The sequence below is a fragment of the Stenotrophomonas lacuserhaii genome, from assembly GCF_039674585.1.
In the GTDB taxonomy this organism is placed as follows: domain Bacteria; phylum Pseudomonadota; class Gammaproteobacteria; order Xanthomonadales; family Xanthomonadaceae; genus Stenotrophomonas; species Stenotrophomonas pennii_A.
On the sequence record NZ_JBDJNU010000005.1, the window covers coordinates 1 to 22726 of the forward strand.

The 22726-nt window shown below is 64.9% G+C and carries 22 protein-coding genes; 12 read left to right on the forward strand and 10 right to left on the reverse strand.

The genetic code is table 11. The annotated features are described in order from the left end of the window. Positions 1 to 172 precede the first annotated feature (172 nt). Both ABE522_RS03120 and ABE522_RS03125 read left to right on the forward strand, forming a co-directional pair. Positions 173 to 427, forward strand: a complete 255-nt coding sequence (locus ABE522_RS03120; protein WP_346590441.1) for a DUF3253 domain-containing protein — start codon at positions 173 to 175, stop codon at positions 425 to 427. 90 nt (positions 428 to 517) lie between these two features. Beyond that, positions 518 to 1456 carry an NYN domain-containing protein gene (locus tag ABE522_RS03125; RefSeq protein WP_346590442.1) on the forward strand — a complete coding sequence of 313 codons (939 nt, stop codon included), beginning with the start codon at positions 518 to 520 and terminating at the stop codon, positions 1454 to 1456. A 75-nt stretch (positions 1457 to 1531) separates the two neighbouring features. Here ABE522_RS03125 and ABE522_RS03130 read toward each other — a convergent pair whose 3' ends face one another. Next, entirely contained in the window at positions 1532 to 1915 is a 384-nt protein-coding gene (locus ABE522_RS03130) for a winged helix-turn-helix transcriptional regulator (protein WP_346590443.1), read from the reverse strand. A gap of 88 nt (positions 1916 to 2003) precedes the next feature. Here ABE522_RS03130 and ABE522_RS03135 point away from each other — a divergent pair, with 88 nt between their 5' ends. Then, complete coding sequence (locus ABE522_RS03135; RefSeq protein ID WP_346590444.1) at positions 2004 to 3068, forward strand: SDR family oxidoreductase; 1065 nt, start codon at positions 2004 to 2006, stop codon at positions 3066 to 3068. 51 nt (positions 3069 to 3119) lie between these two features. Here ABE522_RS03135 and ABE522_RS03140 read toward each other — a convergent pair whose 3' ends face one another. Both ABE522_RS03140 and ABE522_RS03145 read right to left on the reverse strand, forming a co-directional pair. Then, positions 3120 to 5225, reverse strand: coding sequence for a TonB-dependent siderophore receptor (locus ABE522_RS03140; RefSeq protein ID WP_406846295.1), 2106 nt, complete (start codon positions 5223 to 5225; stop codon positions 3120 to 3122). A 268-nt stretch (positions 5226 to 5493) separates the two neighbouring features. Then, positions 5494 to 6945 carry a DUF4832 domain-containing protein gene (locus ABE522_RS03145; protein WP_346590445.1) on the reverse strand — a complete coding sequence of 484 codons (1452 nt, stop codon included), beginning with the start codon at positions 6943 to 6945 and terminating at the stop codon, positions 5494 to 5496. Positions 6946 to 7304: 359 nt separating this feature from the next. On the opposite strand from ABE522_RS03145, the gene ABE522_RS03150 reads away from it, so the two are divergent. The 7 genes from ABE522_RS03150 (at position 7305) to ABE522_RS03180 (ending at position 15296) form a co-directional block, all read left to right on the forward strand. Next, positions 7305 to 7691, forward strand: a complete 387-nt coding sequence (locus ABE522_RS03150) for a DUF2628 domain-containing protein (RefSeq protein WP_346590446.1) — start codon at positions 7305 to 7307, stop codon at positions 7689 to 7691. A 155-nt stretch (positions 7692 to 7846) separates the two neighbouring features. After that, entirely contained in the window at positions 7847 to 8989 is a 1143-nt protein-coding gene (locus ABE522_RS03155; RefSeq protein WP_346590447.1) for a hypothetical protein, read from the forward strand. A gap of 45 nt (positions 8990 to 9034) precedes the next feature. Beyond that, positions 9035 to 11011 carry a BCCT family transporter gene (locus ABE522_RS03160; RefSeq protein WP_346590448.1) on the forward strand — a complete coding sequence of 659 codons (1977 nt, stop codon included), beginning with the start codon at positions 9035 to 9037 and terminating at the stop codon, positions 11009 to 11011. A 51-nt stretch (positions 11012 to 11062) separates the two neighbouring features. Next, the gene (locus tag ABE522_RS03165; protein WP_346590449.1) at positions 11063 to 11815 is read left to right on the forward strand and encodes a YoaK family protein; all 753 of its coding nucleotides are present in this window, start codon (positions 11063 to 11065) and stop codon (positions 11813 to 11815) included. 81 nt (positions 11816 to 11896) lie between these two features. Continuing rightward, positions 11897 to 14035 carry a TonB-dependent siderophore receptor gene (locus tag ABE522_RS03170; RefSeq protein WP_346590552.1) on the forward strand — a complete coding sequence of 713 codons (2139 nt, stop codon included), beginning with the start codon at positions 11897 to 11899 and terminating at the stop codon, positions 14033 to 14035. 8 nt (positions 14036 to 14043) lie between these two features. Then, complete coding sequence (locus tag ABE522_RS03175; RefSeq protein WP_346590450.1) at positions 14044 to 15174, forward strand: PepSY-associated TM helix domain-containing protein; 1131 nt, start codon at positions 14044 to 14046, stop codon at positions 15172 to 15174. Beyond that, positions 15171 to 15296, forward strand: coding sequence for a hypothetical protein (locus tag ABE522_RS03180; protein ID WP_346590451.1), 126 nt, complete (start codon positions 15171 to 15173; stop codon positions 15294 to 15296). The genes ABE522_RS03175 and ABE522_RS03180 overlap by 4 nt, the downstream gene beginning before the upstream one ends. Before the next feature lie 58 nt (positions 15297 to 15354). Here ABE522_RS03180 and ABE522_RS03185 read toward each other — a convergent pair whose 3' ends face one another. Next, a complete protein-coding gene (locus ABE522_RS03185; protein WP_346590452.1) occupies positions 15355 to 16548 on the reverse strand; it encodes an MFS transporter in 1194 nt (397 codons plus the stop codon). A 162-nt stretch (positions 16549 to 16710) separates the two neighbouring features. Here ABE522_RS03185 and ABE522_RS03190 point away from each other — a divergent pair, with 162 nt between their 5' ends. Then, positions 16711 to 17640 (forward strand): LysR family transcriptional regulator, encoded by a 930-nt coding sequence (locus ABE522_RS03190; protein WP_346590453.1) that lies wholly within the window; start codon positions 16711 to 16713, stop codon positions 17638 to 17640. Between the two features lie 31 nt (positions 17641 to 17671). Here ABE522_RS03190 and ABE522_RS03195 read toward each other — a convergent pair whose 3' ends face one another. Then, positions 17672 to 18232, reverse strand: a complete 561-nt coding sequence (locus ABE522_RS03195) for a DUF488 domain-containing protein (RefSeq protein ID WP_346590454.1) — start codon at positions 18230 to 18232, stop codon at positions 17672 to 17674. 123 nt (positions 18233 to 18355) lie between these two features. After that, positions 18356 to 18784, reverse strand: a complete 429-nt coding sequence (locus tag ABE522_RS03200; RefSeq protein ID WP_346590455.1) for a hypothetical protein — start codon at positions 18782 to 18784, stop codon at positions 18356 to 18358. 281 nt (positions 18785 to 19065) lie between these two features. Here ABE522_RS03200 and ABE522_RS03205 point away from each other — a divergent pair, with 281 nt between their 5' ends. Beyond that, positions 19066 to 19665: a hypothetical protein gene (locus ABE522_RS03205; protein WP_346590456.1), complete on the forward strand. Its 600-nt coding sequence runs from the start codon at positions 19066 to 19068 to the stop codon at positions 19663 to 19665. A 173-nt stretch (positions 19666 to 19838) separates the two neighbouring features. Here the strand turns inward: ABE522_RS03205 and ABE522_RS03210 are convergent, their stop codons facing one another. The 4 genes from ABE522_RS03210 to ABE522_RS03225 all read right to left on the reverse strand — a co-directional run bounded on the left by ABE522_RS03210 (position 19839) and on the right by ABE522_RS03225 (position 22682). Continuing rightward, positions 19839 to 21203, reverse strand: a complete 1365-nt coding sequence (locus tag ABE522_RS03210; RefSeq protein WP_346590457.1) for a S41 family peptidase — start codon at positions 21201 to 21203, stop codon at positions 19839 to 19841. A 12-nt stretch (positions 21204 to 21215) separates the two neighbouring features. Continuing rightward, complete coding sequence (locus ABE522_RS03215; RefSeq protein ID WP_346590458.1) at positions 21216 to 21692, reverse strand: hypothetical protein; 477 nt, start codon at positions 21690 to 21692, stop codon at positions 21216 to 21218. A gap of 86 nt (positions 21693 to 21778) precedes the next feature. Further along, positions 21779 to 22192, reverse strand: a complete 414-nt coding sequence (locus ABE522_RS03220) for a hypothetical protein (protein ID WP_346590459.1) — start codon at positions 22190 to 22192, stop codon at positions 21779 to 21781. 304 nt (positions 22193 to 22496) lie between these two features. Then, positions 22497 to 22682: a hypothetical protein gene (locus ABE522_RS03225; protein WP_346590460.1), complete on the reverse strand. Its 186-nt coding sequence runs from the start codon at positions 22680 to 22682 to the stop codon at positions 22497 to 22499. Between the last annotated feature and the right edge of the window lie 44 nt (positions 22683 to 22726).

The window sequence follows — 22726 nt, forward strand, 5'->3', positions numbered from 1 at the left end:
TGCTCGGCGAGCGCACCGCGCGGCCTGCGTCGGACATCGCGCTGCCGGAACGGAACGCCGCCGAGCATGGCTCGGCGCTACCCAGCCCACCTCCGCACGCCCACGCATCGTGCAGCGATGGATCCAGCCCACCTCCGCACGCCCATCACGCACGCCGACGCATCGTGCAGCGATGGATATCGCCGCCGCCATCATCGACCTGCTGGGCCAGCGCGCGGCGTCGGCCTCCCTCTGCCCGTCCGAGGTGGCCCGGGCATTGCGCCCGGAGCCAGGTGACTGGCGCCCGCTCATGCAGCCGGTGCGGGAAGCCGCCGCTGCCTTGGCGCGGGAAAATCGGATCGTGATTACCCGGAAGAACGCCACGCTGGATCCAGATGACCCGGGTCCTGGCCCTGTCCGGCTGCGGCGGGGGCCGGGGTTTCCGTAACGCCGTGCCTGCACTGCCCCCGGGGGGCCTGCTTGCCGAGGCTGCCGGTTTGGCTCCAAGATGGGGCATCACAGCACAGGCAGCGCACGGATGAGCGGCTCCTCGACGACCAGCACGGCACGCGTGGCGATCCTCGTCGACTGCGATAATGTCTCGCCCGAGATCGTCGAATTTGCGTTGCAGAAAGTCGCCGGACTTGGGCGCCTGGTCATCCGGCGCGGCTACGGCACGCACACCACGCTCGGCAAGAAGTGGCAGGAGATGCTGGTTCGCGAAGCATTCACGCCCCACCTCCAGTACGCCTATGCGCCAGGAAAAAACACCACGGACATCGCCTTGGCGCTGGACGCCATGGAGATCCTGCTGGATGGCCGTGCCGATACGTTCTGCCTGATATCCAGCGATTCCGACTTCGCTTACCTGTGCCACAAATTGCGCGAGCGTGGCGCTGCGGTCATCGTTGCGGGGGACGTCAAGTCGCCCGCCTCTCTCAGGAAAGCCTGCGATCAGTTCTTCGAGGGGAAGAGGACCAGCGCGGAAGATCCCCCAGCGCCTGCGGTGAAGCAACCCGCATCGCCTGCAGCGAAGGCGGTGCCAGCCAAACCGCCCCTGCCGATCAAGCCTGCCCCACCCGCCAAGACGAACGCGCCTGCGCCGAAGAAAGCCGCGTCGCCCGTCGCCAAGCAGTCGCCTTCGTTCGTGCTCGATGCGGTCAGGCACCTGGCCTCGCAAGCGACCGGCGGAAAGGTGGGCGGCAATGAGTTGATGCAACACCTGACCAAGACGCACCCCGAATTTTCACCCAAGAAGTACGGCCACTCAGGGCTGATGAAAATGCTGAAGTGCTATCCCCAGCTGGCCCATATCCCGGCCGGTTCGGGAAAATGGGCGGTGACGCTGGTGCAACCGAAGCCGACCGTAAAAGCGGCCATCCAGGTGGCGCCGCAGGCGCCCAAGCCCGCCACTGGCGTCCCGCCTGGCACGCTGCTGCATGCTGCTCCGCCAGCACCCACCCCACGTCTGGAATGAGCTGCAAGCGGCCAACCGCGCACCACGCAGAGTCTGCTGAGCGGTGGATGCGGAACCGGAACGGTCCTGCCTGGCCTACCCGCGCCGCCGCGACGTCGGCCGCGCTTTCAGCGCATCCAGTGCATCGGCATTGCGCCGCGCCCAGTCGTAGATCAGCTCGATCGGTTCCACCAGCTGCCGGCCCAGCGCGGTCAGGCTGTACTCCACCGATGGCGGCACGGTGGGATGCTCGGTCCGCAGCACGGTACCCGCCAGTTCCATCTCGCGCAGGGTCTGGATCAGCATCTTCTTGGAGATGGCAGGCAGGCTGCGGTGCAGCGCATTGCTGCGCGCAACCCCGTCATGGCGCACCGCCAAGGTATGCAGCACCATCGACGTCCACTTGGTGCTGAACAATTCCAGCACCCGCCGGGGCGCACAGTCTTCGCGCCATTCTTCGTCCGGAGTGCCTGCTTTCATCGCATGGTTACCATTTGGTGCCTTCTTTCGGGCCTGACCGCATTATCCTAAGGTGTCTGCCTGTTATTTGATGCAAAGAGGCGACCCCATGACCCGGAAAGCGTTGGTAGTCGGTGCAACCGGCATTACCGGCAGTGCCCTGATCCAGCAGTTGCGCCAGGAAGGGTGGGAGGTGCACGGCCTGGCACGCAACCCGGCTGCGCTGCCGGTGGGCGTCCACGGCGTCTCGGCCGATCTGCGCGATGCGCAGGCCACCCGGGCCGCGCTGGCAGACCTGCGCCCCACCCATGTATTCATCACGACCTGGTCGCGGCAGGCCAGCGAGGCCGAGAACATCCGCGTGAATGCGGCCATGGTGCGCCACCTGCTGGATGCCCTGCAGCCGGCCGGTTCGGTCCAGCACGTCGCGCTGGTGACCGGTCTGAAGCATTACCTCGGGCCGTTCGAAGCCTACGCACAGGGCGTGCTGCCACAGACCCCGTTCCGCGAGGAGCAGCCCCGCCTGCCGATCGAGAATTTCTACTACGCCCAGGAGGACGAGGTCTTCGCCGCCGCCGCGCGTGATGGCTTCAGCTGGAGCGTGCATCGCCCGCATACGGTGATAGGCGCGGCGGTGGGCAACGCCATGAACATGGGCACCACGCTGGCGGTGTATGCCTCGCTGTGCAAGCGCAGTGGTCGCCCCTTCTATTTCCCCGGCTCGCTGGCGCAGTGGAACGGATTGACCGACATGACCGACGCGCGCCAGTTGGCACGCCAGCTGGTGTGGGCCACCCAGACCCCGGCAGCGGCCAACCAGGCTTTCAATATCGTCAACGGGGATGTGTTCCGCTGGAGCTGGATGTGGGGCCGCATCGCGGACTGGTTCGGCATCGAAGCGGCGCCGTTCACCGGTGAGCTGCGCCCGTTGGAACGACAGATGGCGGACGACGCGGCACTGTGGGTGCAGCTGGCCATCGAACAGGGCCTGGCCGAGCCGGACATCCACCGGCTGGTGTCGCCGTGGCACACCGACGCCGACCTGGGCCGCCCGGTCGAAGTCATGACCGATATGTCCAAAAGCCGCCGGCTGGGCTTCCTGGACTACCAGCCCAGCGATGACGCCTTCTTCGACCTGTTCGCCACGCTGCGGGCACAGCGGCTGATTCCCTGAGCGCAACCAGGCGCCCCGGGAATCCGTCCCGGGGCACCTGTTCCACAGCCGTCAGAACCGGTAGTTCACCGTCACCCGCACGTTGCGCGGCTCTCCCCAGGTGTAGGTGCTGTACCAGTTGAAGATGGTGTAGTAGTGCTTGTCCAGCAGGTTGTTGACATTGAGCGTGGCCGACAGCCTGTCGTTGAATTCGTAGCGTGCCATCGCATCCAGCAGCCAGTACGGATCGGTGCGATGCACCAGGCTGCCCCCGTCCTGCGGGTTGGTGATGGTGCCGAAGGTGCTGCCCTGCCAGCGCGCGCCGCCGCCGATGCTCACCCCACGCAGTGCGCCGTCCTGCACGCGGTAGGTGGTGTGCAGGCTGAACTGGTCTTCCGGCTCCAGCGTTGAAACCTTGGTGGACTGCTGCCGCGCGATCTTGTGCGCGTAGCCACCCTGCACCTGCCAGCCCGGTGCAACCTGGCCGGACACATCGAACTCGTAGCCCTTGGTGCGCACGCCCATCAGCCCGCGGTAGGCGATGCCACCGCTGGGGGTCAGCCCGCCACTGGGCTCGGCATGGTTGTCCTGCTCCAGCTGGAACACCGCCGCGCTGGCGTTGAAGCGTCCTTCCAGGAACTCGGCTTTGACGCCGGCTTCGTAGCTGCGGCCTTCCAGTGGATCCAGCACCCTGCCCTGCTCGTCCTGGTTGCTCTGCGGCTTGAAGATCGAACTGTAGCTGGCGAACACCGAGTAGTTCTGGTTGAGGTCGTACACCAGCCCGGCGTACGGCACGACCACGCCGGTCTCGTCGATATCCATGGCCTTGTAGTTGGCCACGCGGCTGCCCAGGATCAGCTTCAGCGGATCGGCCAGGTCGAAGCGGCCCACCACGTAGGCGCCGCTTTCGCGGGTCACTTCGTTGTTGCCGTAGCCCCACTGCCAGTCCGGCTCCGGGACATCGCCGGTCCAGCCGCGATAATCGGCCACGCCGGTGACGTAGCCCTCCTGCGGCGAGTAACCGTCGTTGATCCAGCGCTTGCGCGACACGCTGCCGCCGACCACCAGTTCGTGCTGGCGACCGAACCATTCGAACGTGCCGCTGACATACAGATCAGCGGCGTTGCTGGTGGTCTCGCCGACGTACTTGCCGACCCACATGCTCACCCCTTGGCCCGTCACCGGATCCGGGTTGCCGCCGGCCGCCGCACCCAGCGGGGCGTCGTAGCCGTTGACCTGGTGGTTGAGCTGCAGCTTGGCCACCCAGTCGTTGCCGAAGGTATGTTCCAGCGTGGCGAACGCGGTGCGGCTGTACTGCGCCCAGCTGCTCCAGCGCGCGCCGTTGTTGAACGAACGCGGCATCCTGTTGAAGTTGCCGGTGCTGTCCAGCAGCGGAATGCCGCCCCAGCTGGAACCCTGCGGATCGCTGTCCTGGTAGTCGGCGCCGACGGTCAGCAGCGTGCGGTCATCGATGTCCGCTTCCAGGATGCCGTAGAACACCTTGTTGGTGCGCTGGTAATGGTCGACGTTGGAATGTTTGTCCTGCTGCGCCGCCACCGCGCGGCCACGCACCCGACCGCTTCCGGTCAGCGGGCCGCTGACGTCCACTTCGGCGCGGTAGCTGTCCCACGAGCCGACACCCAGACCCACCCTGCCGGCGAACGCGTGCGTCGGTTTCTTGCGGATCAGGTTGATGGTGGCACCCGGATCGCCCATGCCGGTCAGCAGGCCGGTGGCGCCCTTGAGCACTTCCACGCGATCGTAGATGGCCATGTCGCTGAGCGTGTTGCCGGCCGAATAAGCCGAATCGCGCGCCATCGGAATGCCGTCGTACTGGAAGTTCTGCACGGCGAAGCCACGTGCGTAGTACTCGGTGCGCTCGCTGTCGTAGGTGACGATGCTGATGCCCGGGGTGACCTTCATGACATCGTCGATGCCGTTGAGGCCGAAGTCGTTCATCTGCTGCCGGGTGATCACGCTGATCGACTGCGGGGTCTGGCGTGGGCTCAGCACCAGCCGGGTGGCGGTGGCGATGGTGCCCGGCGTGTAGGAGCCGCTGTTCTCGGTCACCGTGCCCAGCTGGTTGGCGGTCACCTGCACGGTCTGCAGGGTCGGCGCGGCTTCATCGCTGGTCTGCGTGGTGGCGGTCTGCTGCGCCTGCGCGCTGGCGGCAAGCAGGCCAACGGTGAGCACGGCCGATACCGCCTGGGTCAACGGCGAACGGACAAGGGAGCGACGCAGGCAACCGCGATGGGTCTGGGCAACAGGGGACGGAACGACGGACACGGCAATGCCTCCAGGCAGGAAGTGATCCTCTGGCGGCGGCTGGAGGTAACAGAATGGGCGGCATGATGACGCATATGTGACGGCGGGGAAAGGCTGGGCCTGCCCCGCCGCCTGCGCGGCAATGCGGTCCCAAGCCGCATCGCCGCGCGCCAGCACTACCTCAGTTCACCTGCACCTGCCCAAGCGGCAGTCGACGCTGCGCATCCTGCCCATCGTTCTGCGGGGCGATGTTGCGGCGGCCCGGGGTGTCATCGGCCAGCGCAAGGCGCAGCGCGTAGCTGCCCGGTGCCAGGCTGCCGGGCACGGTGAAGGTGGTGCTGCGGCTCTGCACCGTGCCGGGCATGATCTCGCTCAGGGTCACCGCGGGTATCGAAGTACGCGCCTTGGTGCTGCCATCAGCCGCCACCCAGTGCAGTTCCACGTGGTAGGCGTTGTACAGCGGGGCCGACCCGTGATTCTTGATGTCCAGCTGCAGCGCCGCCTGCTGGCCACGCACTTGGGTGTCGGGCCAGGTCACCGTGTTGATCCCCAGCCGGTATCCCAGGTCGCTCTTCAGCGTCTTCAACTTCGCCGCATTGCCGCTGGTTTCATGCGCCCCGGCCGGGCCGAGGAAGCTGAAATGGTAATCGCGCAGCAGCTTGCGCACATCGGCGGTGCGGTTGGTCCACGTGCTCTTCTGGTTGCTGTTCGGGCTCTCGCCGCTGACCGGGTTGACCATCCAGTTCTGGCGCGCCGCCGGCACTTCGTTGGCCAGCCCGTATTCCAGGTTCCACCAGCCATCGTCGCTGCAGCTGGGCATCTGCGGATTGAACGCGTTGCACTTGCCGGTGAACGAGGGGAAGTAGTCCTCGTGGAAACCAAACAGCGCCGATCCCACGTCGGATGCCCGCGCATAGCGGGTCTGCAACGGGGTCTTCAGGAAGGCAGCGGTGTAGGCATCGCGGATCAGCGAACGGGTCTGCGCATTGGGCTGCAGGTCTTCGCAACCGCTGGTATGCCACTCGCCCCAGAAGCCCAGCAGGCCCACCTGGATGGCGGTGATGCGCGGATCGCCGTCGAAGCGTGTGGCAAGTGCCTGCACGAACTGCTGCATCTGCTGGCGCGCCGCCGGGTTGTTGTAGTCCAGGCTGCGGATCGGACCGTCCGAATCACACTTGGCACGCACCGCATAGGGAATGTTGAGCGGCGCCTGTTCGAGGAACTTCGGATAGTCGCGTTCATTCTCCCCGCCGGTGTAATGCGCGTCGATCTGGCTGGCGGCGCTTTCCGGATAATCGGCGACGGGACGCAGCACGAAGGTCGCCAGCGGATCGTCGTTGAGGATCGGCTGCAGGTACAACGTTTCCACCGCGTTCCAGTCGAATACCTGGTCGGCGGTTTCGATGATCCGCCACGGCAGGTACACGTGGTAGATGTGCGCGCCGTGGAAGTTGTCCACCCCGCCATCCACTGCATACGAACTGCCCCACAGCATGAAACCGCGATGTGGATTGTCGAACTCCTGGGTGGATACCGCGGGGGTCAGGGTGCCGGCCTGGGCGCAGGCGGCGGACAGGGCACTGGCGAGGACCGCGACAGCCAGCATTCCGGAAAGCGGACGTGACGACGACATGGACGTACCTCTTCGGTTGCACGAGGGGAGACGGCGACAGGGAGGCGTTGGACCCGCCCCGGGGTTGTCGCCGACGACCTTGTGCCATGTTTCGTTATGTATCAATATCGAAACATATCGAAATTTATCGACCGGATCACAGTTTCGCTCTGTGCAACCACGTCGGGTAGCGCCGGGCCATGCTCGGCGGCTTTCCGGTCGGACGACACGATGTCTGACACGCGCCGCGCTCCTCGCTCGCCGAGCGTGGCTCGGCGCTACCCTGCCTCCATGATCTCGCCTGAAACGCAGGCGTTCCCGTGGTGAATACGACTCGACCTCGCTATCATGTAAACGATTACATGGAGCTTTGATCGACAATGGAAACACCGAACACCGTCCCGCACAGTCCGAAATGGCAGTACCGCTTCGACTTCTTCGCACAGCATGGCGCGCCGAAGACCAAGGCGTACCGGCAGGCACTGAGGGAGCTGCCCTTCGCCGGCAAACTCAAAGTGAACATCAACCTGTTCGCCCTGTTCTTCAGCTGGATCTATCTTTTCATCCTGGGCATGTGGCGCAAGGGCCTGGTTGTGTTTGGCCTGTACGTGGCGCTCATCACCCTCTCCTTCTTCGTACCGGACCTGCTGGTACGCGCGCTGGTGGCAGCACTTGGCCTCTCGGTGGCCATGAGCACCAACTACAGCTACTACGCCGAACGCGTGCAGGGCAAGGTCAGCTGGAACCCGTTCGAAGGCCTGTTCTAAGCAGGAAACGCTTGCGCCGAGCGGTGCTCGTCGGCGCTCCGGTCAGACAGCCCTCTGTCTGCCACGGGCCGCGGTCAAACCGGCCGAGCATGGCTCGGCGCTACCGAAAACGGGGATGCGCCTGCGGTTGGGTCGTCCGCGCCAACGCGTTAGACTTGGACGCTTTCGTTCGCAAAACGGAGGCCACGGCCACTATCGTGAAGGTATTTCCCCTCATTTTTCTGTGTGCGGCGGCGACGGCCACAGGCGCAACACAAGCTCAGGAAGCGTCTGGCGGACAGCTCGATCCGTTTGTCGACATCGGCGGCGCGGTGCGCTTCAACTACGGCTGGCTCGACTACGGCCCCACCAGCCGGCTGCAGCTGGAGCTGCTCCGCGCAGATATCGAAGCCGGCGCCGGACCGCTTTTCTTCTCTGCCCAGTATCGCTGGTATGACGGATTCGACGCCGTCCACCACGCCTACGCGGGATGGAATTTCAGCGAGGCCACGCAACTCAAGGCGGGTATCCAACAGGTCCCCTTTGGCCTGCTGCCCACCGTTTCGCAGAGCTTCTGGTTCGGCTCGGGCTATTACCTGGGGATCGAGGACGATTACGATCCGGGCCTGACATTCAGCCATCGACAGGGCGACCACCATTGGACCGCAGGCTGGTTCTCAGGCGACGAATACGGAACCGGTTCGCGCCATGACCGCTACTCGTTCGATGTGGCGCAGACACCCGACCTGCCCTACCGCGAGCGGGGCCGGGTCCACGTCCGGTACGAACATACAGGCGTGTTGAACGAGGGCGAACTGCTGCTCGGCGCATCGGCATTCAGCGGCCAGGTCCAGGACACCACCACCGGCCGCCACCATGGTCATCACGGCGCTGCATTGCATGCGCAATGGAAACGGGAGGGCTGGACCACCCAGCTCCAGTGGGCCCGCTACCGTTACAGCGTCCCGGGCGACCGGATGGCGATGTCCGCCTTCCTCGCGCCGTTCGAGATCGCCGCCGAAGCCGACGTGCCCAGTGCCAACGTCGCCTATTCCTTCGGTGCCCGGCACTGGCTCGATGACATCACCTGCTACAACAACCTGAGCATGACGCGGCCGGTCGCTCGCCGCGCGGGCGTGAGGGAATCGTGGCAGAACGTCACCGGATGCAGCCTGCAGAAGGGGATCATGCTGACCTACGTGGACTGGATCGCCGGCAAGAACATGTGGTTCGCAGGCGGCGACGGTATCGGCATCGACGACGGCGGCCCCTCGCGCTGGCACAGCCGGCTGAACCTCAACATCGGGTTCTATTTCTAAGAGCACTCCGCTCTCCCGCTCCAATCGCATCAACCGGAGGATTCCATGCAGAGCCCCGCTCCGCCATCCACTCCTGTCCGCCAGCGCATCCTGCCGCAGGTGTTCATCCCTACCGCGGCCATCGTCCTGCTCCTCGTCGCGCTGTCCATTTTCGTCCCGGAACAGTCCACCACCTGGTTCACCGCGGCCAAGAACTGGACCGCCAACGACGCAGGCTGGTTCACGATCCTGTCCGTTGCCGGCTTCCTTGTCTTCGTCATCGGCGTGGCCATCAGCGGGTATGGACGCATCAAGCTGGGCCCCGACCACAGCCGCCCCGACTACAGCTATGCGTCGTGGTTCGCCATGCTTTTCGCAGCGGGCATGGGCATCGGCCTGATGTTCTTCGGCGTGGCCGAACCGATCATGCATTACGCCACCCCGCCGACCGGCACGGCCGAGTCTGCCGAGGCAGCCCGCCAAGCCATGCGCATCACCTTCTTCCATTGGGGGGTGCACGCCTGGGCCATCTATGCGGTCGTTGCGTTGGCACTCGCTTACTTCGCGTATCGGCACAATCTCCCGCTGCGGGTGCGCTCGGCACTCTACCCGCTGATCGGTGACCGTATCCATGGCCCCATCGGCCACGCAGTGGACACCTTTGCAGCCCTTGGCACCATCTTCGGCCTTGCCACGTCGCTCGGCCTCGGGGTCATGCAGATCAACTCGGGTCTGAACTATCTCTTCGGCCTGGAAATCAGCACGCTGGTGCAGGTTTCGCTGATCGGCGTGATCATCCTGGTCGCGACCGGATCGGTGGTTGCGGGCCTGGACAGCGGCGTGCGCCGCCTGTCCGAGATCAACATGATCATGGCCGTGGCACTGCTGGCGTTCGTGCTGGTCTGCGGCCCCACCGTGCATCTGATGCAGGCATTCGTCCAGAACACAGGCATGTATGCATCCCAGCTCTTCTCCATGACGTTCAACCTGTACGCGTATGAGCCGAGTGGCTGGCTGGGTGGCTGGACGCTGTTCTACTGGGGCTGGTGGATTGCCTGGTCGCCGTTCGTCGGCATGTTCATCGCGCGCATTTCCCGCGGCCGGACGGTGCGCGAATTCGTCGTCGGCGTGTTGCTGGTGCCGCTTGGTTTCACGTTCCTGTGGATGACCATCTACGGAAACTCGGCCTTGTTCATGGTCCGGTCCGATGGGGTTCAAGCCCTCGTCACGGCGGTATCCAACGACAGCTCGATGGCGCTGTTCGAGTTCCTGCGCCACCTGCCGTTGACGATGATCACTTCCTCGCTTGCCGTGGTGCTGGTGGCGCTGTTCTTCGTCACCTCGGCCGACTCCGGCGCGCTGGTGATCGACATGCTGACATCCAAGGGTGAAGAAGAATCTCCGGTCTGGCAGCGGATTTTCTGGGCGCTGCTGGTCGGCGCCATCGCGGTCGCCCTGTTGATCGCCGGCGGTCTTGAATCACTCCAGGCCGCCACCATCGCCAGCGCCCTTCCCTTCACCGTGGTCATGATCCTGATGTGCTGGGGCCTGCTCAAGGCCATGCACCTGGACGCGACCAAGCGTTCGATCCTGCGCGAGGCGCGCATGCTGCCGGGCACCAGTGGCGACTGGCGGGCCAGGCTGAAGCTGCTGGCGCACAACCCCGTCAAGATCGAGGTGGTCGGTTTCATCAGGGACCATGTGCTGCCGGCGCTGCAGGAGGTCGCCGTGGAGCTGCGCAAGCAGGATCTGCCGGTCGAGGTGACCGCAGGCGATGATGGCCGGGCATGGCTGCGCGTAGGCCATGGTGAGGAAATGGACTTCTTCTATTCCGTGCGCCCCCAGCCTTACGAAGCGCCTACGTTTGCCCTGCAGGATCCCCGCCGCCCCGCCAGCGAGGGCACCCGCCACTACCGGGCGGAGGTCTACCTGCGCGAAGGCGGCCAGGACTACGACGTCATGGGATGGCCCAAGGTCCAGGTGATCCACGACGTGCTGGACCAGTACGAGCGTCACCGCCAGTTCCTGGACCACGTCCGCTGATGGCAATGCCGGCCAGCCTGCCCGGGCTGGCCGGCCTGCTTGAACGCCGGATTGATCATTCTGATGCCGGGCACGCCGAGACGGAGGCACCGCGTGGCGGGGAGCCGGTATTGTCCCTGCAACACCATCGAAAGGGGTCCTGATGTGGGAATAGAGATACCTCCGGTAGTCTGGATCGGCACAGGCCTGCTTGCCTTCACCGCTGGCGTGGTCAACGCGGTGGGTTACCTCGGCTACGAGCAGCACGCTTTCAGCCATATGACCGGCACCATCTCACTGGCCAGCATGGCCGCTGGACAAGCACGGTGGAACGTCGTCCAACAGCTGCTGTCGATCGTCCTGGGGTTTGTTGCCGGCTCATACCTGGCCGGCCTGCTGTTGCGGGAGCGAGACCTCTCCTACGCCTATGTCTGGCTGCTTTCCGCAGAGGCCGTATGCCTGCTCGCCTCGGGCTTCCTGCTGGCGTCTGGAAACGCCCTTGGCGCCTGCCTAGCGGCTGCCGGATGCGGCTTACAGAATGCGATGACATCCTTCTACAGCGGCTCTGCAATCCGCACCACCCATTTGACTGGCTTCTTTACCGATCTGGGCCTGGTACTCGGACAAGCCACCCGTGGAGGCAGCTGGCCCAGGCGGAGAGTATCCATGTGGCTGCTGGTACTGGTCGCGTTCGGTGGCGGAGGCGTTGTCGCTACCGTGCTGTTCGATGACATGGGCTTCTTCACCTTGGCGCTGCCCGCTGCGATCGCTGGCGCGTGCGCGGCCGGCCTCGCCCTCCATCTCAGCAGGTCGCGCCGGCGGTAGGAATGCAGCTCGGCGTCCTCAGCCGACAGTTGCCCACGCTACATGCTAATCTTTCTCATTCTCACCCGCTTCTCCACCCTGATGACCTGCCCGACGCCCTCCCTCTCCCTCCTGGGCCTGGCCCTGACCCTCGCCTGTGCTTCGGCCCACGCAGCGCCGCCCTCCTCCGCCGATGTGCAGCAGCTGGATGCCGTGCAGGTGCATGGCCGGGCGCAGACCCTTTACCGGGTGGACGATGCGACGGTGGGGACGCGCACCGATACCCCGCTGGCGCTGGTGCCGCAGTCCATCCAGGTGGTGCCGCGCGAGCTGATTGAAGACCAGGCTGCGCGCCAGATCACCGACCTGTACCGCAGCATCAGCGGCATCAGTTTCTTCAGCTACGCCGGCGTGACCCTGCGCGGATTCCGCCAGGAAAACGTGCTGTACGACGGCATGCGCGGCGACCCCTACGCTGGATTTTCGGTACCGCAACTGTTCAACATCGACCGCGTGGAGGTACTGAAGGGTCCGGCCGGCGCGCTGTATGGCGGCGGCGATGCCGGGGGGGTCATCAACTACGTCACGCGCAAGCCCAAAGCCACGGCCGAGCGCCGCATCGAACTGCAGGCCGGCAACAACGATTTCAGGGCCGCATCGATCGACGCCACCGGGCCAGTGAACGCCACCGGCAGCGTGCGCTACCGCGCCGGGCTGTATGGCGACACCGAACAGGGCGTGCGCTGGAACGCGGACAGCGAGAGCGTGATCGGCGATGCGTCGCTGGCCTTCGACGTAGGCGACACCGGCGAGTTGACCCTGCAGTTCACCGACATCACCCAGAACCTGGGCGGCAACCGCCTGCGCGGCGTGCCGGTGGACGACAACGGCAGTTTCCTGACCGACCGGCGATGGAACCATAACGAAGCCAGCGACTTCCTGGATATGCGTGCCAAGGTGGCGCTGGTGCAGTACCGCTTCTCGCCCGGCAGCAACCTGGACGTCGATTTTGGCGCACGCTGGTTCGAGAACAACGAACATCAGATCTACCACGAGCCGATGGGCCTGATCGACCGCAACCGCGACGGCGTGCCCGAATGGATGACCCGCCAGCTGCGCAACCAGATCCGCGACAACGACGCGTTTACCGCCAACGGCAACGCCGTGTGGCGCTTCAGCACCGGCCGCATCGGGCACAAGCTGCTGTTCGGCGCCGACGTCTACCAGCAGGACGCCGACTTCACCGCGCAGACGGCCAACAGCGCCGACCTGGCGCGGGGTGCCGGCCCGGTGCCCGGCATCGACCTGTTCAACCCGGTGTATGGCGCCAGTTCGTGGCGGGATTACAACCTGGCCGCCCTGCCCTGGCGCAGCACCAGCACGCGCAGCAAGCGCTATGGCGGCTACCTGCAGGACGAACTGGCGCTGACCCCGCGCTGGCACGTGCTGGCCGGGCTGCGCTGGGACGGTTTCAAGGACGACGACCGCATCGCCGGCACCGCCGTGGATGGCAACGACATCAGCTGGCGGCTGGGCAGCACCTACACCGTGCGCGAAGGCGTCAATGTCTACGCCAACATCGCCAGCGGCTTCATGCCCCAGAGCGCGGCCAACCAGAGCGCCGAAGCGGGCGGCCCGTTCGACGCCGAGCGCAGCAGGCAGTGGGAAGTGGGCCTGAAATCCCTGCTGGCCGAGCGCGTGACCCTGAACCTGGCCGCTTATCGGATCGACCGCAGCAATATCGTGCAGGCCACCGGCGAGATCGTGGGCGGCGTGAACCAGCTGGCCGCGCTCGGCCTGGTACGCAGTACCGGCATGGAGCTGGACCTGCTGGCCGACGTGACCGAACGCTGGGTGCTCAACCTGACCTACGCCTACAACGATGCCCGGGTGAAGGACGCCGGCAGCAACGGCATCACCAATGCCTCCGGCGACCGCTTCGCCAATGCCCCGCAGAACAAGCTCGGCCTGTGGACACGCTACGAGCTGCCGGCGATCAACTCGGCGATCGGCTTCGGTGCCGATTACGTGGATGAGCGCGTCAGCCTGGATGGCCAACGGGTAAAGCCGTACACCGTGTTCGACATGAGCTGGAAAACACAGTGGCAGCAGTGGCAGTTCCAGGCCAACGTCAAGAACCTGTTCGACAAGGTCTATGCCGCCAGCGGTTTCACCGGGCGCACCGGCCACTTCCCGGGCGAGCCGCGCCGGGTGTACGTGCAAGCCGCTTACTCCTTCTGAGCCCGCCCATGCGCCAGCCTTCGCCAGCGCCCCCCACCCGCCCGGCACGCGTCGGCAGTGGCCGGCGGCTGTGGTTCGACCTGCACAGTTGGCTGGGCCTGAAACTCTGCCTGTTCATGGGCTTTGTCTGCCTCACCGGCACGCTGGCGGTGTTCTCCCAGGAAATCGACTGGCTGCTGCACTCCCCCATGCGCGTGGCCGATGGGGGTGAGCAGGCCGGCTGGGGCGCGGTCATCCATGCCGCGCAGACGGCACATCCGGACTGGGAACTGGAAGGCATCAGCGCCGGCCACACGCGATTGTTCGCTGCGCGCGCGCAGATGCGCCTGCCCGATGGCAAGCGGCGCTTCGTCTGGATCAACCCGTATACCGCGCAGGTGACCGGCGACACCGGCTGGTTCAACACACAACGGCTGCTCCGCAACACCCATCGCCACCTGATGCTGCCGGTGGCCTGGGGCGTACCACTGGTGACGGCGTTGTCCATTCCCCTGCTGCTCTCGCTGCTCAGCAGTCTCTACATCTACAAGAAGTGGTGGCGCGGATTCCTCAAATGGCCCGACGCTTCGCGACCGCGCCGCCTGTGGGGCGATGTGCATCGCCTGGCCGGGGTCTGGTCTTTATGGTTCCTGCTGCTGATCGGCCTGACCGGGGCGTGGTACCTGGTCGAATCGCTCGGCGGCGACGCACCGGCCGCGCCCACCCTGCAACTGGCCGAGGGCGGCGACCGGATTGCCCCCGTAGACCCCGTCGCCGTCGACACGGCAGTGCAGACCGTCCGCCAGCAATGGCCCACCCTCGATATCCTCGCGGCCATTCCCGCGCGCGATGGCGGCAGCATCCTCTTCATGGGTGAAGCCGACGCCTGGCTGGTACGCGAGCGGGCCAACAACATCGCCGTCGACCTGCGTACCGGGCAGGTGATGGGCAGGCATGACGGCCGTGCGCTGAGCGTCCATCAGCGCATCGCCGAAATGGCCGACCCCCTGCACTTCGGCAGCTTCGGTGGCTGGCCCATCCGGCTGCTCTGGTTGCTGGCCGGCACCCTGCTGACCGGGCTGTGCTTTACCGGCGTGTATCTCTACGGGCTGCGCACCGTGGATTCGCTGCGATCGGCAGCAAAGAGGAGGCCGGCGTGAGTCACGAAAAACGGCCGGCGCCTTGGCGCGCGGCGTGGCACGGCATGGGTCGTTGGCGCTGGCTGTGGTTGGTGCTGCTGCTGGTATGGGCGTCGCTGGTGCCACTGGAAGCCATGAAGTAGCGACGACGCAGGCGCTGCCCGCGCGTCCATGCCAGGGGTGCGCAGGCCGGTGAAACGGCTATCGTGCCGGTGCCGGGAAACCATGCCGCCTGGCCGCCCATACCACCCCCAACGCAAGCGCCAGAAGCGCGATCAAGACGGGGGCGAAAGCACCTGCGCCCACGCGTTCAAGCAGCACGCCCCCGACGATGCCCCCCCCGGCAATCGCCAGGTTCCAGGCCGTGACCAACATCGACTGCGCGACATCGGCGGCACTGCCTGCCACCTTGGCCAGCGCGGTCTGGAACAGCGTCGCCGAACCCCCGAACGCCACGCCCCACGCGGCCACGGCCACATACACCACGCCGGGTACATCACGGGCCACACCGAGTGCCAACGCGGCCATCGCAAACACGCCGATGCTGCCCAGTGTCATTGCGCGCAGGCGACGATCAATCAGCACGCCGACAATCCAGATGCCCAGCAACGATGCAACGCCGAACACCAGCAGCACCGCGTCGGTGCGCTGCGCCATGCCTGCGGCAGACAGGAACGGCGCGATATAGGTGTAGAGCACGTTGTGGGCCAACACGAAGGCGAGCACCGCGACCAGCACCGGGCGCACGCCGGGCAGGGTGAACACCTGCCGCAGCGACAGCGCCCTGCCCGCCGCCTGCCCCGCGAAATCCGGCAGCTTGAGACGCGCCCACAGCATCAGCACCAGTGCCAGCCCGCTCATGGTGCCAAAGCACACCCGCCAGCCCACCAGGTTGCCAACGAACGTGCCGGCAGGCACGCCCAGCGACAACGCCAACGGTGTACCGACCATCGCGACGGCAATGGCACGGCCCTTCTGGTGGTCGGGCACCATGCGCGCCGCATAACCGGCCAGCAGCGCCCACAACACGCCAGCCGACACTCCGGCCAGGAAGCGCGCCGTCATGGTCAGGACGTAACTGGTGGAGAGCGTGGTCACCGTGTTGGCCAGCACAAAGCCGGCAAGGGCCGCCAACAGCAATGGACGGCGACGCAGGCCCTGCGTGGCGGCGGTCAACGGGATTGCCGCCATCAGTGACCCGATGGCATAGATCGTGACGGTCTGCCCAACCCATGCTTCGGACACTGCCAGGCTCTGCGCCATCTGCGGCAGCAGACCGGCCGGCAGCGCCTCGGTCAGGATGGTGATGAAAGCCGCCATTGCCAGCGCAAGCAGCGACGCCAGCGGCAGCCGCCCCTCCGCGGCGGCCCCCACCCGTGCCGTGGGCGCACTCATCGGTGAACCCCGCCGATGTGCGGGAAGACTGGGAGACGCGTCATGCTGTTCAACTCGCTGTGATTGGCAGGCCACAACGATAGGAACCCGGCGATTAAAGAAAAAGTGGGCTACAGTTCCTCGATGTGCGGAACATCCTGTCCGCAATGAAGGGACTGGATCATGGACAGCCTGGGTGGCTTCGTCGTGTTCGTGCAGGTAGCCGAAACCCGGAGTTTCGTCTCCGCCGGGCGGCTGCTCGGCGTATCGGCCTCCGCTGTCGGCAAGAGCGTGGCGCGGCTGGAAGAAAAGCTGGGCGTGCGCTTGTTCCACCGCAGCACGCGCAGCGTCACGTTGACGTCCGAGGGCGCCCTGTTCCTGGAGCGCAGCCGCCGCATCCTGGCAGAGATCGAAGCGGCTGAAATGGAACTATCGCAGGCCACCGCCGCACCGCGGGGACGTCTGCGGGTCAGCCTGCCGCTGGTCAGCTCGCTGGTGCTGCCGGTGCTCGGCGAGTTCATGCAGGCGTATCCGGAGATCGAACTGGACCTGGATTTCACCGACCGCATGGTGGATGTGATCGAAGAAGGTTTCGACGCCGTGGTCCGCACGGGCGAACCTGCAGATTCACGGCTGTCCGCCCGTCGCTTGGGCGCCTTCCAGATGCGACTGGTCGCCTCGCCTGCGTACCTGGCGCGACGTGGGACGCCCGCGCTGCCGGTCGATCTGCAGCAACACGCTTGCCTGCACTTCCGCTTTCCGAACAGCGGCAAGCTGGAGACCTGGGCGCTGCGGCAGAAGCCCGGCGAACCCGAGCTGCAACTGCCGACTTCGATGATCTGCAACAACATCGAAACGCGCGTGTGTTTTGCGCTCCGGGGCTTGGGCATCGCCTACCTTCCCGACTTCGCCATCCGCGAGCCGCTGGACGATGGACGGTTGCTGCCGGTCCTCGCCGACTACGTACAGCGCAGCGGGGTTTTCCATGTGCTGTGGCCGGCAAGCAAGCATCCCTCGCCCAAGATCCGGGCACTGGTCGATTTCCTGTCCGCGCGGGTGTTTCCCACCACGGAGAGCCCGGCGCCCGGATCCGAACGGCGGCGACGGCGGTAAGGCCGGTCGTGGCCCCGGGACGCGGGCGGACTCAGAACAAGGTGGCCTGCGCGGGCGGATAAATCAGGTCCTGCCCCACCGCCCGCGCCATCGGATTGAGCGGATGCGGCTTCGGTTCCGCACCGGACACGATGTGCAGCACCTGATTGCCGCGGTGCGTCAGCAGGTCGGAGACCAGGCGCCGATGGCAACGCCACCAGGGCGCCTCCGCGCACATCAGCGCCGTCCGGTGCGTACCCGCCAGCGCAAGAATTTTCTCCAGCCCGCCGGCAAATTCGGCAGACGTCATATGGTCGGCATAGCCCTGAAAGGCCGCGATATCCCACGCGCCGTTGGGCGATTCCGGCTGCACCCTGCGACGCCCGCCCAGTTCGGGAATCCACTGGTAGGCCACGCCGAGGCTTGGCAGCGTGTCTGCCATCTGCTCCGAAGCAAACCAGGGGTGGCGACGCGAGCCCGGAAAGCGACGCACGTCCGCAATGGCCGATATTCCGTGCGCGGACAGCAGCTGCAGGAACGTGTCCCAAGGCCGGGTGGAGTGACCGATGGTCCAGAGCGTCAGCGAATGCGGGGCAGGCAGATTGGACGGCATGAAATCATTAGACAGGGGGGCGCATAAAAGGCGCGTGGTCAGGGCATGGGGCTGCTGCGCGAACGTGGAACGATGCGATTACGAGGACACCCAGTGCGGCGGCGCCATGTAGATTGGGTTTCGTCATTCCAGGTCCTCCAGCTCGACCACGGCAGGCGTCGCTTGTCTGGCCTCGCCAATGGCCATGACGATAATCGGCAAGTCCAGTTCTGCTTCGGCCTCAGCGGCCCGATCCTGATAGGCCTTCATGGTCGAGGGCGCGTTCACGAGAACAACCACACGGCCATAGGTTGTGTCGGTGTAAATCCCTCTGGCATCAGGGAACCATTTGGCCATGAACTCTCCATCCGCCAACTCCTGCATATCGCGAACGGAATAACGGTATCCAGCGTCATAGGTGACTTCGGCAGGACCTCGCGCTGTCTGGATCACTCGGCCCTGAAGGGGCGCGCCCCCCTTCAACAGCACCACTACCTTCAGCGGTTCGCAGACAATCCGCCTGCCTGCGTATCGTTCCTGGGCCGCGAGGCGAAGTGGAATCACAGCGGTCACCAGATCCCGCTCGATAGAGGACCCTGCGCATGCAGGATCATCGTGCAGCCGTCCGTCCGCCCGGTCTCCAGCGGCACCGGGATATGGCCGGTCCTGCGAACAGCCCACTGACAGTGCAGTGCAGAAAATCAGCAGAAGGCGCGCCGAGCAGCATGCTTGCATGGGTTGAATGCTCCTGGATGGTCCGGATTGACCATTCTGATGACGTACTTACTGCTAGCCTACCTACTTCGGGGCGTTGAAGAAGCCCCCAGTTCACCCACCGGGACGTGGACACCTCTATGGAATGGAAGATTCTCGCTTGCTCGCTCCTCCTGAGCCTGTCCACGACAGCTTGGGCACAAGTGCCTGAGCCAGACTCTGAGTTGGGCCAGGAGATGCAGACGCTGGTGAAGAACTACGTCGCCGAGCATCCCGGGATATCCATCGACGAAGCCATCACCAGGCTCGCGGTTCAGACGGAAATCCTGCAATCAATGCAGGACGTGCGCCGGGAGTTCGCGGGCAGATTGACGGAGATATCCATCCAACCAGCGCCGGATCAACACATCCTTGTTGAACTGAAAGGCTCAGCGCCTGTCGCCAACAGGCTACTCGTTACCCCCAGTGGTAGCACGCGGGTAGTCTTCGAAGAGGGCCACAAGCACACCGGCGAAGAGTTCCACGCACGTATTGATAAGCACAAGGATCTTCTTTACAGCGCCATACCGGGCATGACCGGCTTGCTCGGTCGTCCAGGTGAAGATCGCTTGATCATCTACATCGAAGGCAATGAGCGGCAAGCGGAGGCGCTACAGGCTGCGGTCGAAAGACTCGAGCGCGTGCTGGGCCTTCCGATATCCCTGCGGCCAAACATGGCCAGATCCCGGATCAGCTTCTAGACATCGCTCGCGTCCACAACCCCAAGAAGATCCCAGCGTTGACCACCATCGATATTCCGCTGACGGCCTGCCTCGGCTCCCTCGTGACCACGAAGCATGAAGCGCGTAAGCCAGCTTTAACCCCGTCTCAGTTAGCCCTTGACGCCTGACCGGCCGAGAACCATTCGACCGCTTTACTCATTACATTCATCACGCAAACACGCTTCCAACCACTCAGCAGCTGCACCGATTGATGCTTCAGGACCTATGCCCTGAACGACCTGATCCGGGGCAAGTTTGCCGCCATAGCGATTGCCGTTCCGATCCTCAAATACAGCCGTGGTGAGATAGAGTCTGGATCCATCTGCAAGCTTGTATGTCGTGTTGGACGTAGAGTAGCCAGACGTGGCACCGCCGAAAGAGCGGGTAAGACGCCGGCCACGGAAAGCCACCGCAACGGCTTCCCCGGAGCTGGCAGTTCGCCCAGAAGTCACCACCGCGACAGGCACGCTTCTGAGGTCCGGCACGTCGATAATTCCTTCGTGGCCTTTGAGAGTCCAAGGACTGGAAGAACCGTCTCTATAGCGGAACCTACCCACCCCCTCCGTACCCAGCAGCGGCGATAGGCCGTCCAGCATCGGCCACATGTTCCCGCCCCTGTTCCCGCTGAGGTCGACTATCCACGCCCTGGCCCCGGCCTCCAGTCCTTTCGCGAGAGCTTCCCGGATACTGTTCGCAAATACGCGCTCAAGCTCATCGTCCGTTCCACGAAACATCGGCACGTGGATAACCGCGATCCCTGGAGGAAACATGCGCCAGGTTGCGTGCTCCACTTCTGCTTCGGATATCCTCTCCGCCTCCTGCACACCATCTGGCGAGCTCAGGAAGCTATGCCCGTCCCCCAGATCCCGCAGAAGGGCTTTGATGGCCGAACGCGCTTGCCAAAGCGTGGCATCCGAGGCTGGCCGACCCGCCTCGATGCGCTCTGGGCCAAGCGCCTCGTAAGCCAGAGCATGGGTCTTGATGAGGCCTACCGCCTCGACATAGATCGCCTGAGCCTGCGCTTGCCCGGCGCTATTGGATTCAGCCGATTCCACCCTCAGCCCCTTCACCTCGAGCCGGGTTTCATTCTCGGCTACAAAGGAAGCCACGACCAAATCATAAGACCTCGGCAGATCTATCTGGATCAGCGCTTCAGAGCTGGGTGCCCCACTCTCGAATCGTCGCGTTGCACGCCCGACCGTTTTCTTTCCGTCGAAAGCGCGCAATTGAACCGAGGAGGCTCCCTCTGCGGTCAGGTGCCGCGCCGACAGCTTGAGTGTCTTGGAGCCGTAGTCTTGACTCTTCAGCGCGTACATCACTCGGCACGTTGAACCGCGCTTGGCCTCGATGAGAACCGAGGCGTTCTGTCCAACCAAAGGGTCGCCCTGATGGTCGAAGCGACAGTCCTGCGTTCCTTCCTCTCTGGTGCTCCAACCCAGAGGCGGAAGCCCGGCAAGATTGCAGCCTGCAACAATGCAGCAAATCAAAAATACCAGCGCCGTGGAGACATGCGTCATGAAGACCTCCGCTCACTCGTGACCACGCGAAGCACGAAGCGGCGTCAGCCAACCCTTCTCTGCGGAAACACGCTTCACGTCGGCCATGTACAACAAATGGTCCAGCGCATCCTCCTCCACCTCCTGGTCGTGGAATTCCTTGAACCACGCCGCCACCGATTCGGCGGGCCGGCGCATCCATACCTGCTTGTCGCCGGCACGGAACAGCAGCGTCCTGCAACCGGGGCCGACTTCCACGCCATCCAGGTCGCGCCACATGATGCGGACCTCGCCGAACGGCGAGCGCCGGGTCAGCGAATCGCCGGTGACGAGGATCGTTGCGCCCAGAGAGCGGAGCGCGGCAAGCGCGGAGCCCACGGCGATCGCAGCGCCAAACCAGAGCATGAAGCCCTTGGCGATGGTGATGACCAGAATAGTCGCCACGAGGGCGGTGCCGAGGCCGACGATGACGTGCGGGGTTTCGGTGAAGGTGTAGACGGATCTGCGCATGTGCATCCTGCTCATGGGGTGGTGTAGATCGGGCGTGCCCGCTTGCTGCGGGCTGTGCGCGATTGTAGCGATAGTTGGCGCGTGGCCTAAAGCACGCCACGCAGGGCGTCACGCGCCGTCCTGACCATATCCCGGCCGTCGCCCAGCAAGGCATCGATCAGGCTGTCGCTGGATATCGCCTCCTCTACCGAGGTGTGTATGTCGCGGTGCGCCATATGGACGATCTCCAGCACGTCGGCAAGGGCGCGCAGCTGGCGGTCCACCAGCCTGAGATCGCAGCGCCAGGCGTCGGCGGCGGCGCGTGGATCCGGGTTGAAACGGTCGCTGGGCGAGCGCGGGGGCGGCGGCGGTACGGCGACCACGGGGCGGTAGGCGTTCCGGGAACTTTCGTGCGCCTGCAGGATGCCTTCCAGCTTCGTGACGAAGCGCGGGGGCAGCGTATGGACGGATTCGCCGATGAGCGCGTACAGGCGAACGCTGGCTCTGAATTCTGCGGACAAGGGGTGACCTCGCATGGCATGGCCACCGGCGCCGAGGCGCGGGGTGGCGGACGGTGCGGGTCGAAGTACCGGCGTCGTACAAAGCAGTTAACCGGCGGATCATGCGATCCCCCGCACCGTCCGCCAAAAGGATGGCACGAGGGCGCATGCTCCGCCGTACCCGAAGGCGACAACGGAGACGCTTTGCTAACGACATACGGGACTTCGATCCCGGCTGGCCCTACGGGTCAGCACGGACATCGTGTGCTGGTGTGGCGGGCGTGTACATGAGGAAAGTTGCGGATTTGGCACGGCGGCGGAGGTGTTACCCGCGACGGCCCTGCAGGGCGACGGCGGTGATGACGCAGACCAGGGCTGCGCATGCGCCGAGGACGAAAAGCTGCATCGCCGCGATCATCTTCGGGCCGGCGCCCAGGGTGGCTGAGAGCCAGATGACGAGCGCTGCGCAGAGCAGTGAAATCGTGGCTGAGATGTACCGGAGGGCTTTCATTGCTTGCCTTCCAGGGCGGCTGAAGCTCGCCGCTGAGATACCAC

Coding starts and splice junctions, on each gene's coding strand:
- ABE522_RS03145 (WP_346590445.1), bottom strand. CDS start 6,945: ATGTCGTCGTCACGTCCGCTTTCCGGAATGCTGGCTGTCGCGGTCCTC.
- ABE522_RS03195 (WP_346590454.1), bottom strand. CDS start 18,232: ATGCCGTCCAATCTGCCTGCCCCGCATTCGCTGACGCTCTGGACCATC.
- ABE522_RS03160 (WP_346590448.1), top strand. CDS start 9,035: ATGCAGAGCCCCGCTCCGCCATCCACTCCTGTCCGCCAGCGCATCCTG.
- ABE522_RS03210 (WP_346590457.1), bottom strand. CDS start 21,203: ATGACGCATGTCTCCACGGCGCTGGTATTTTTGATTTGCTGCATTGTT.
- ABE522_RS03190 (WP_346590453.1), top strand. CDS start 16,711: ATGGACAGCCTGGGTGGCTTCGTCGTGTTCGTGCAGGTAGCCGAAACC.
- ABE522_RS03185 (WP_346590452.1), bottom strand. CDS start 16,548: ATGAGTGCGCCCACGGCACGGGTGGGGGCCGCCGCGGAGGGGCGGCTG.
- ABE522_RS03215 (WP_346590458.1), bottom strand. CDS start 21,692: ATGCGCAGATCCGTCTACACCTTCACCGAAACCCCGCACGTCATCGTC.
- ABE522_RS03150 (WP_346590446.1), top strand. CDS start 7,305: ATGGAAACACCGAACACCGTCCCGCACAGTCCGAAATGGCAGTACCGC.
- ABE522_RS03120 (WP_346590441.1), top strand. CDS start 173: ATGGATATCGCCGCCGCCATCATCGACCTGCTGGGCCAGCGCGCGGCG.
- ABE522_RS03170 (WP_346590552.1), top strand. CDS start 11,897: ATGACCTGCCCGACGCCCTCCCTCTCCCTCCTGGGCCTGGCCCTGACC.
- ABE522_RS03135 (WP_346590444.1), top strand. CDS start 2,004: ATGACCCGGAAAGCGTTGGTAGTCGGTGCAACCGGCATTACCGGCAGT.
- ABE522_RS03225 (WP_346590460.1), bottom strand. CDS start 22,682: ATGAAAGCCCTCCGGTACATCTCAGCCACGATTTCACTGCTCTGCGCA.
- ABE522_RS03125 (WP_346590442.1), top strand. CDS start 518: ATGAGCGGCTCCTCGACGACCAGCACGGCACGCGTGGCGATCCTCGTC.
- ABE522_RS03130 (WP_346590443.1), bottom strand. CDS start 1,915: ATGAAAGCAGGCACTCCGGACGAAGAATGGCGCGAAGACTGTGCGCCC.
- ABE522_RS03175 (WP_346590450.1), top strand. CDS start 14,044: ATGCGCCAGCCTTCGCCAGCGCCCCCCACCCGCCCGGCACGCGTCGGC.
- ABE522_RS03205 (WP_346590456.1), top strand. CDS start 19,066: ATGGAATGGAAGATTCTCGCTTGCTCGCTCCTCCTGAGCCTGTCCACG.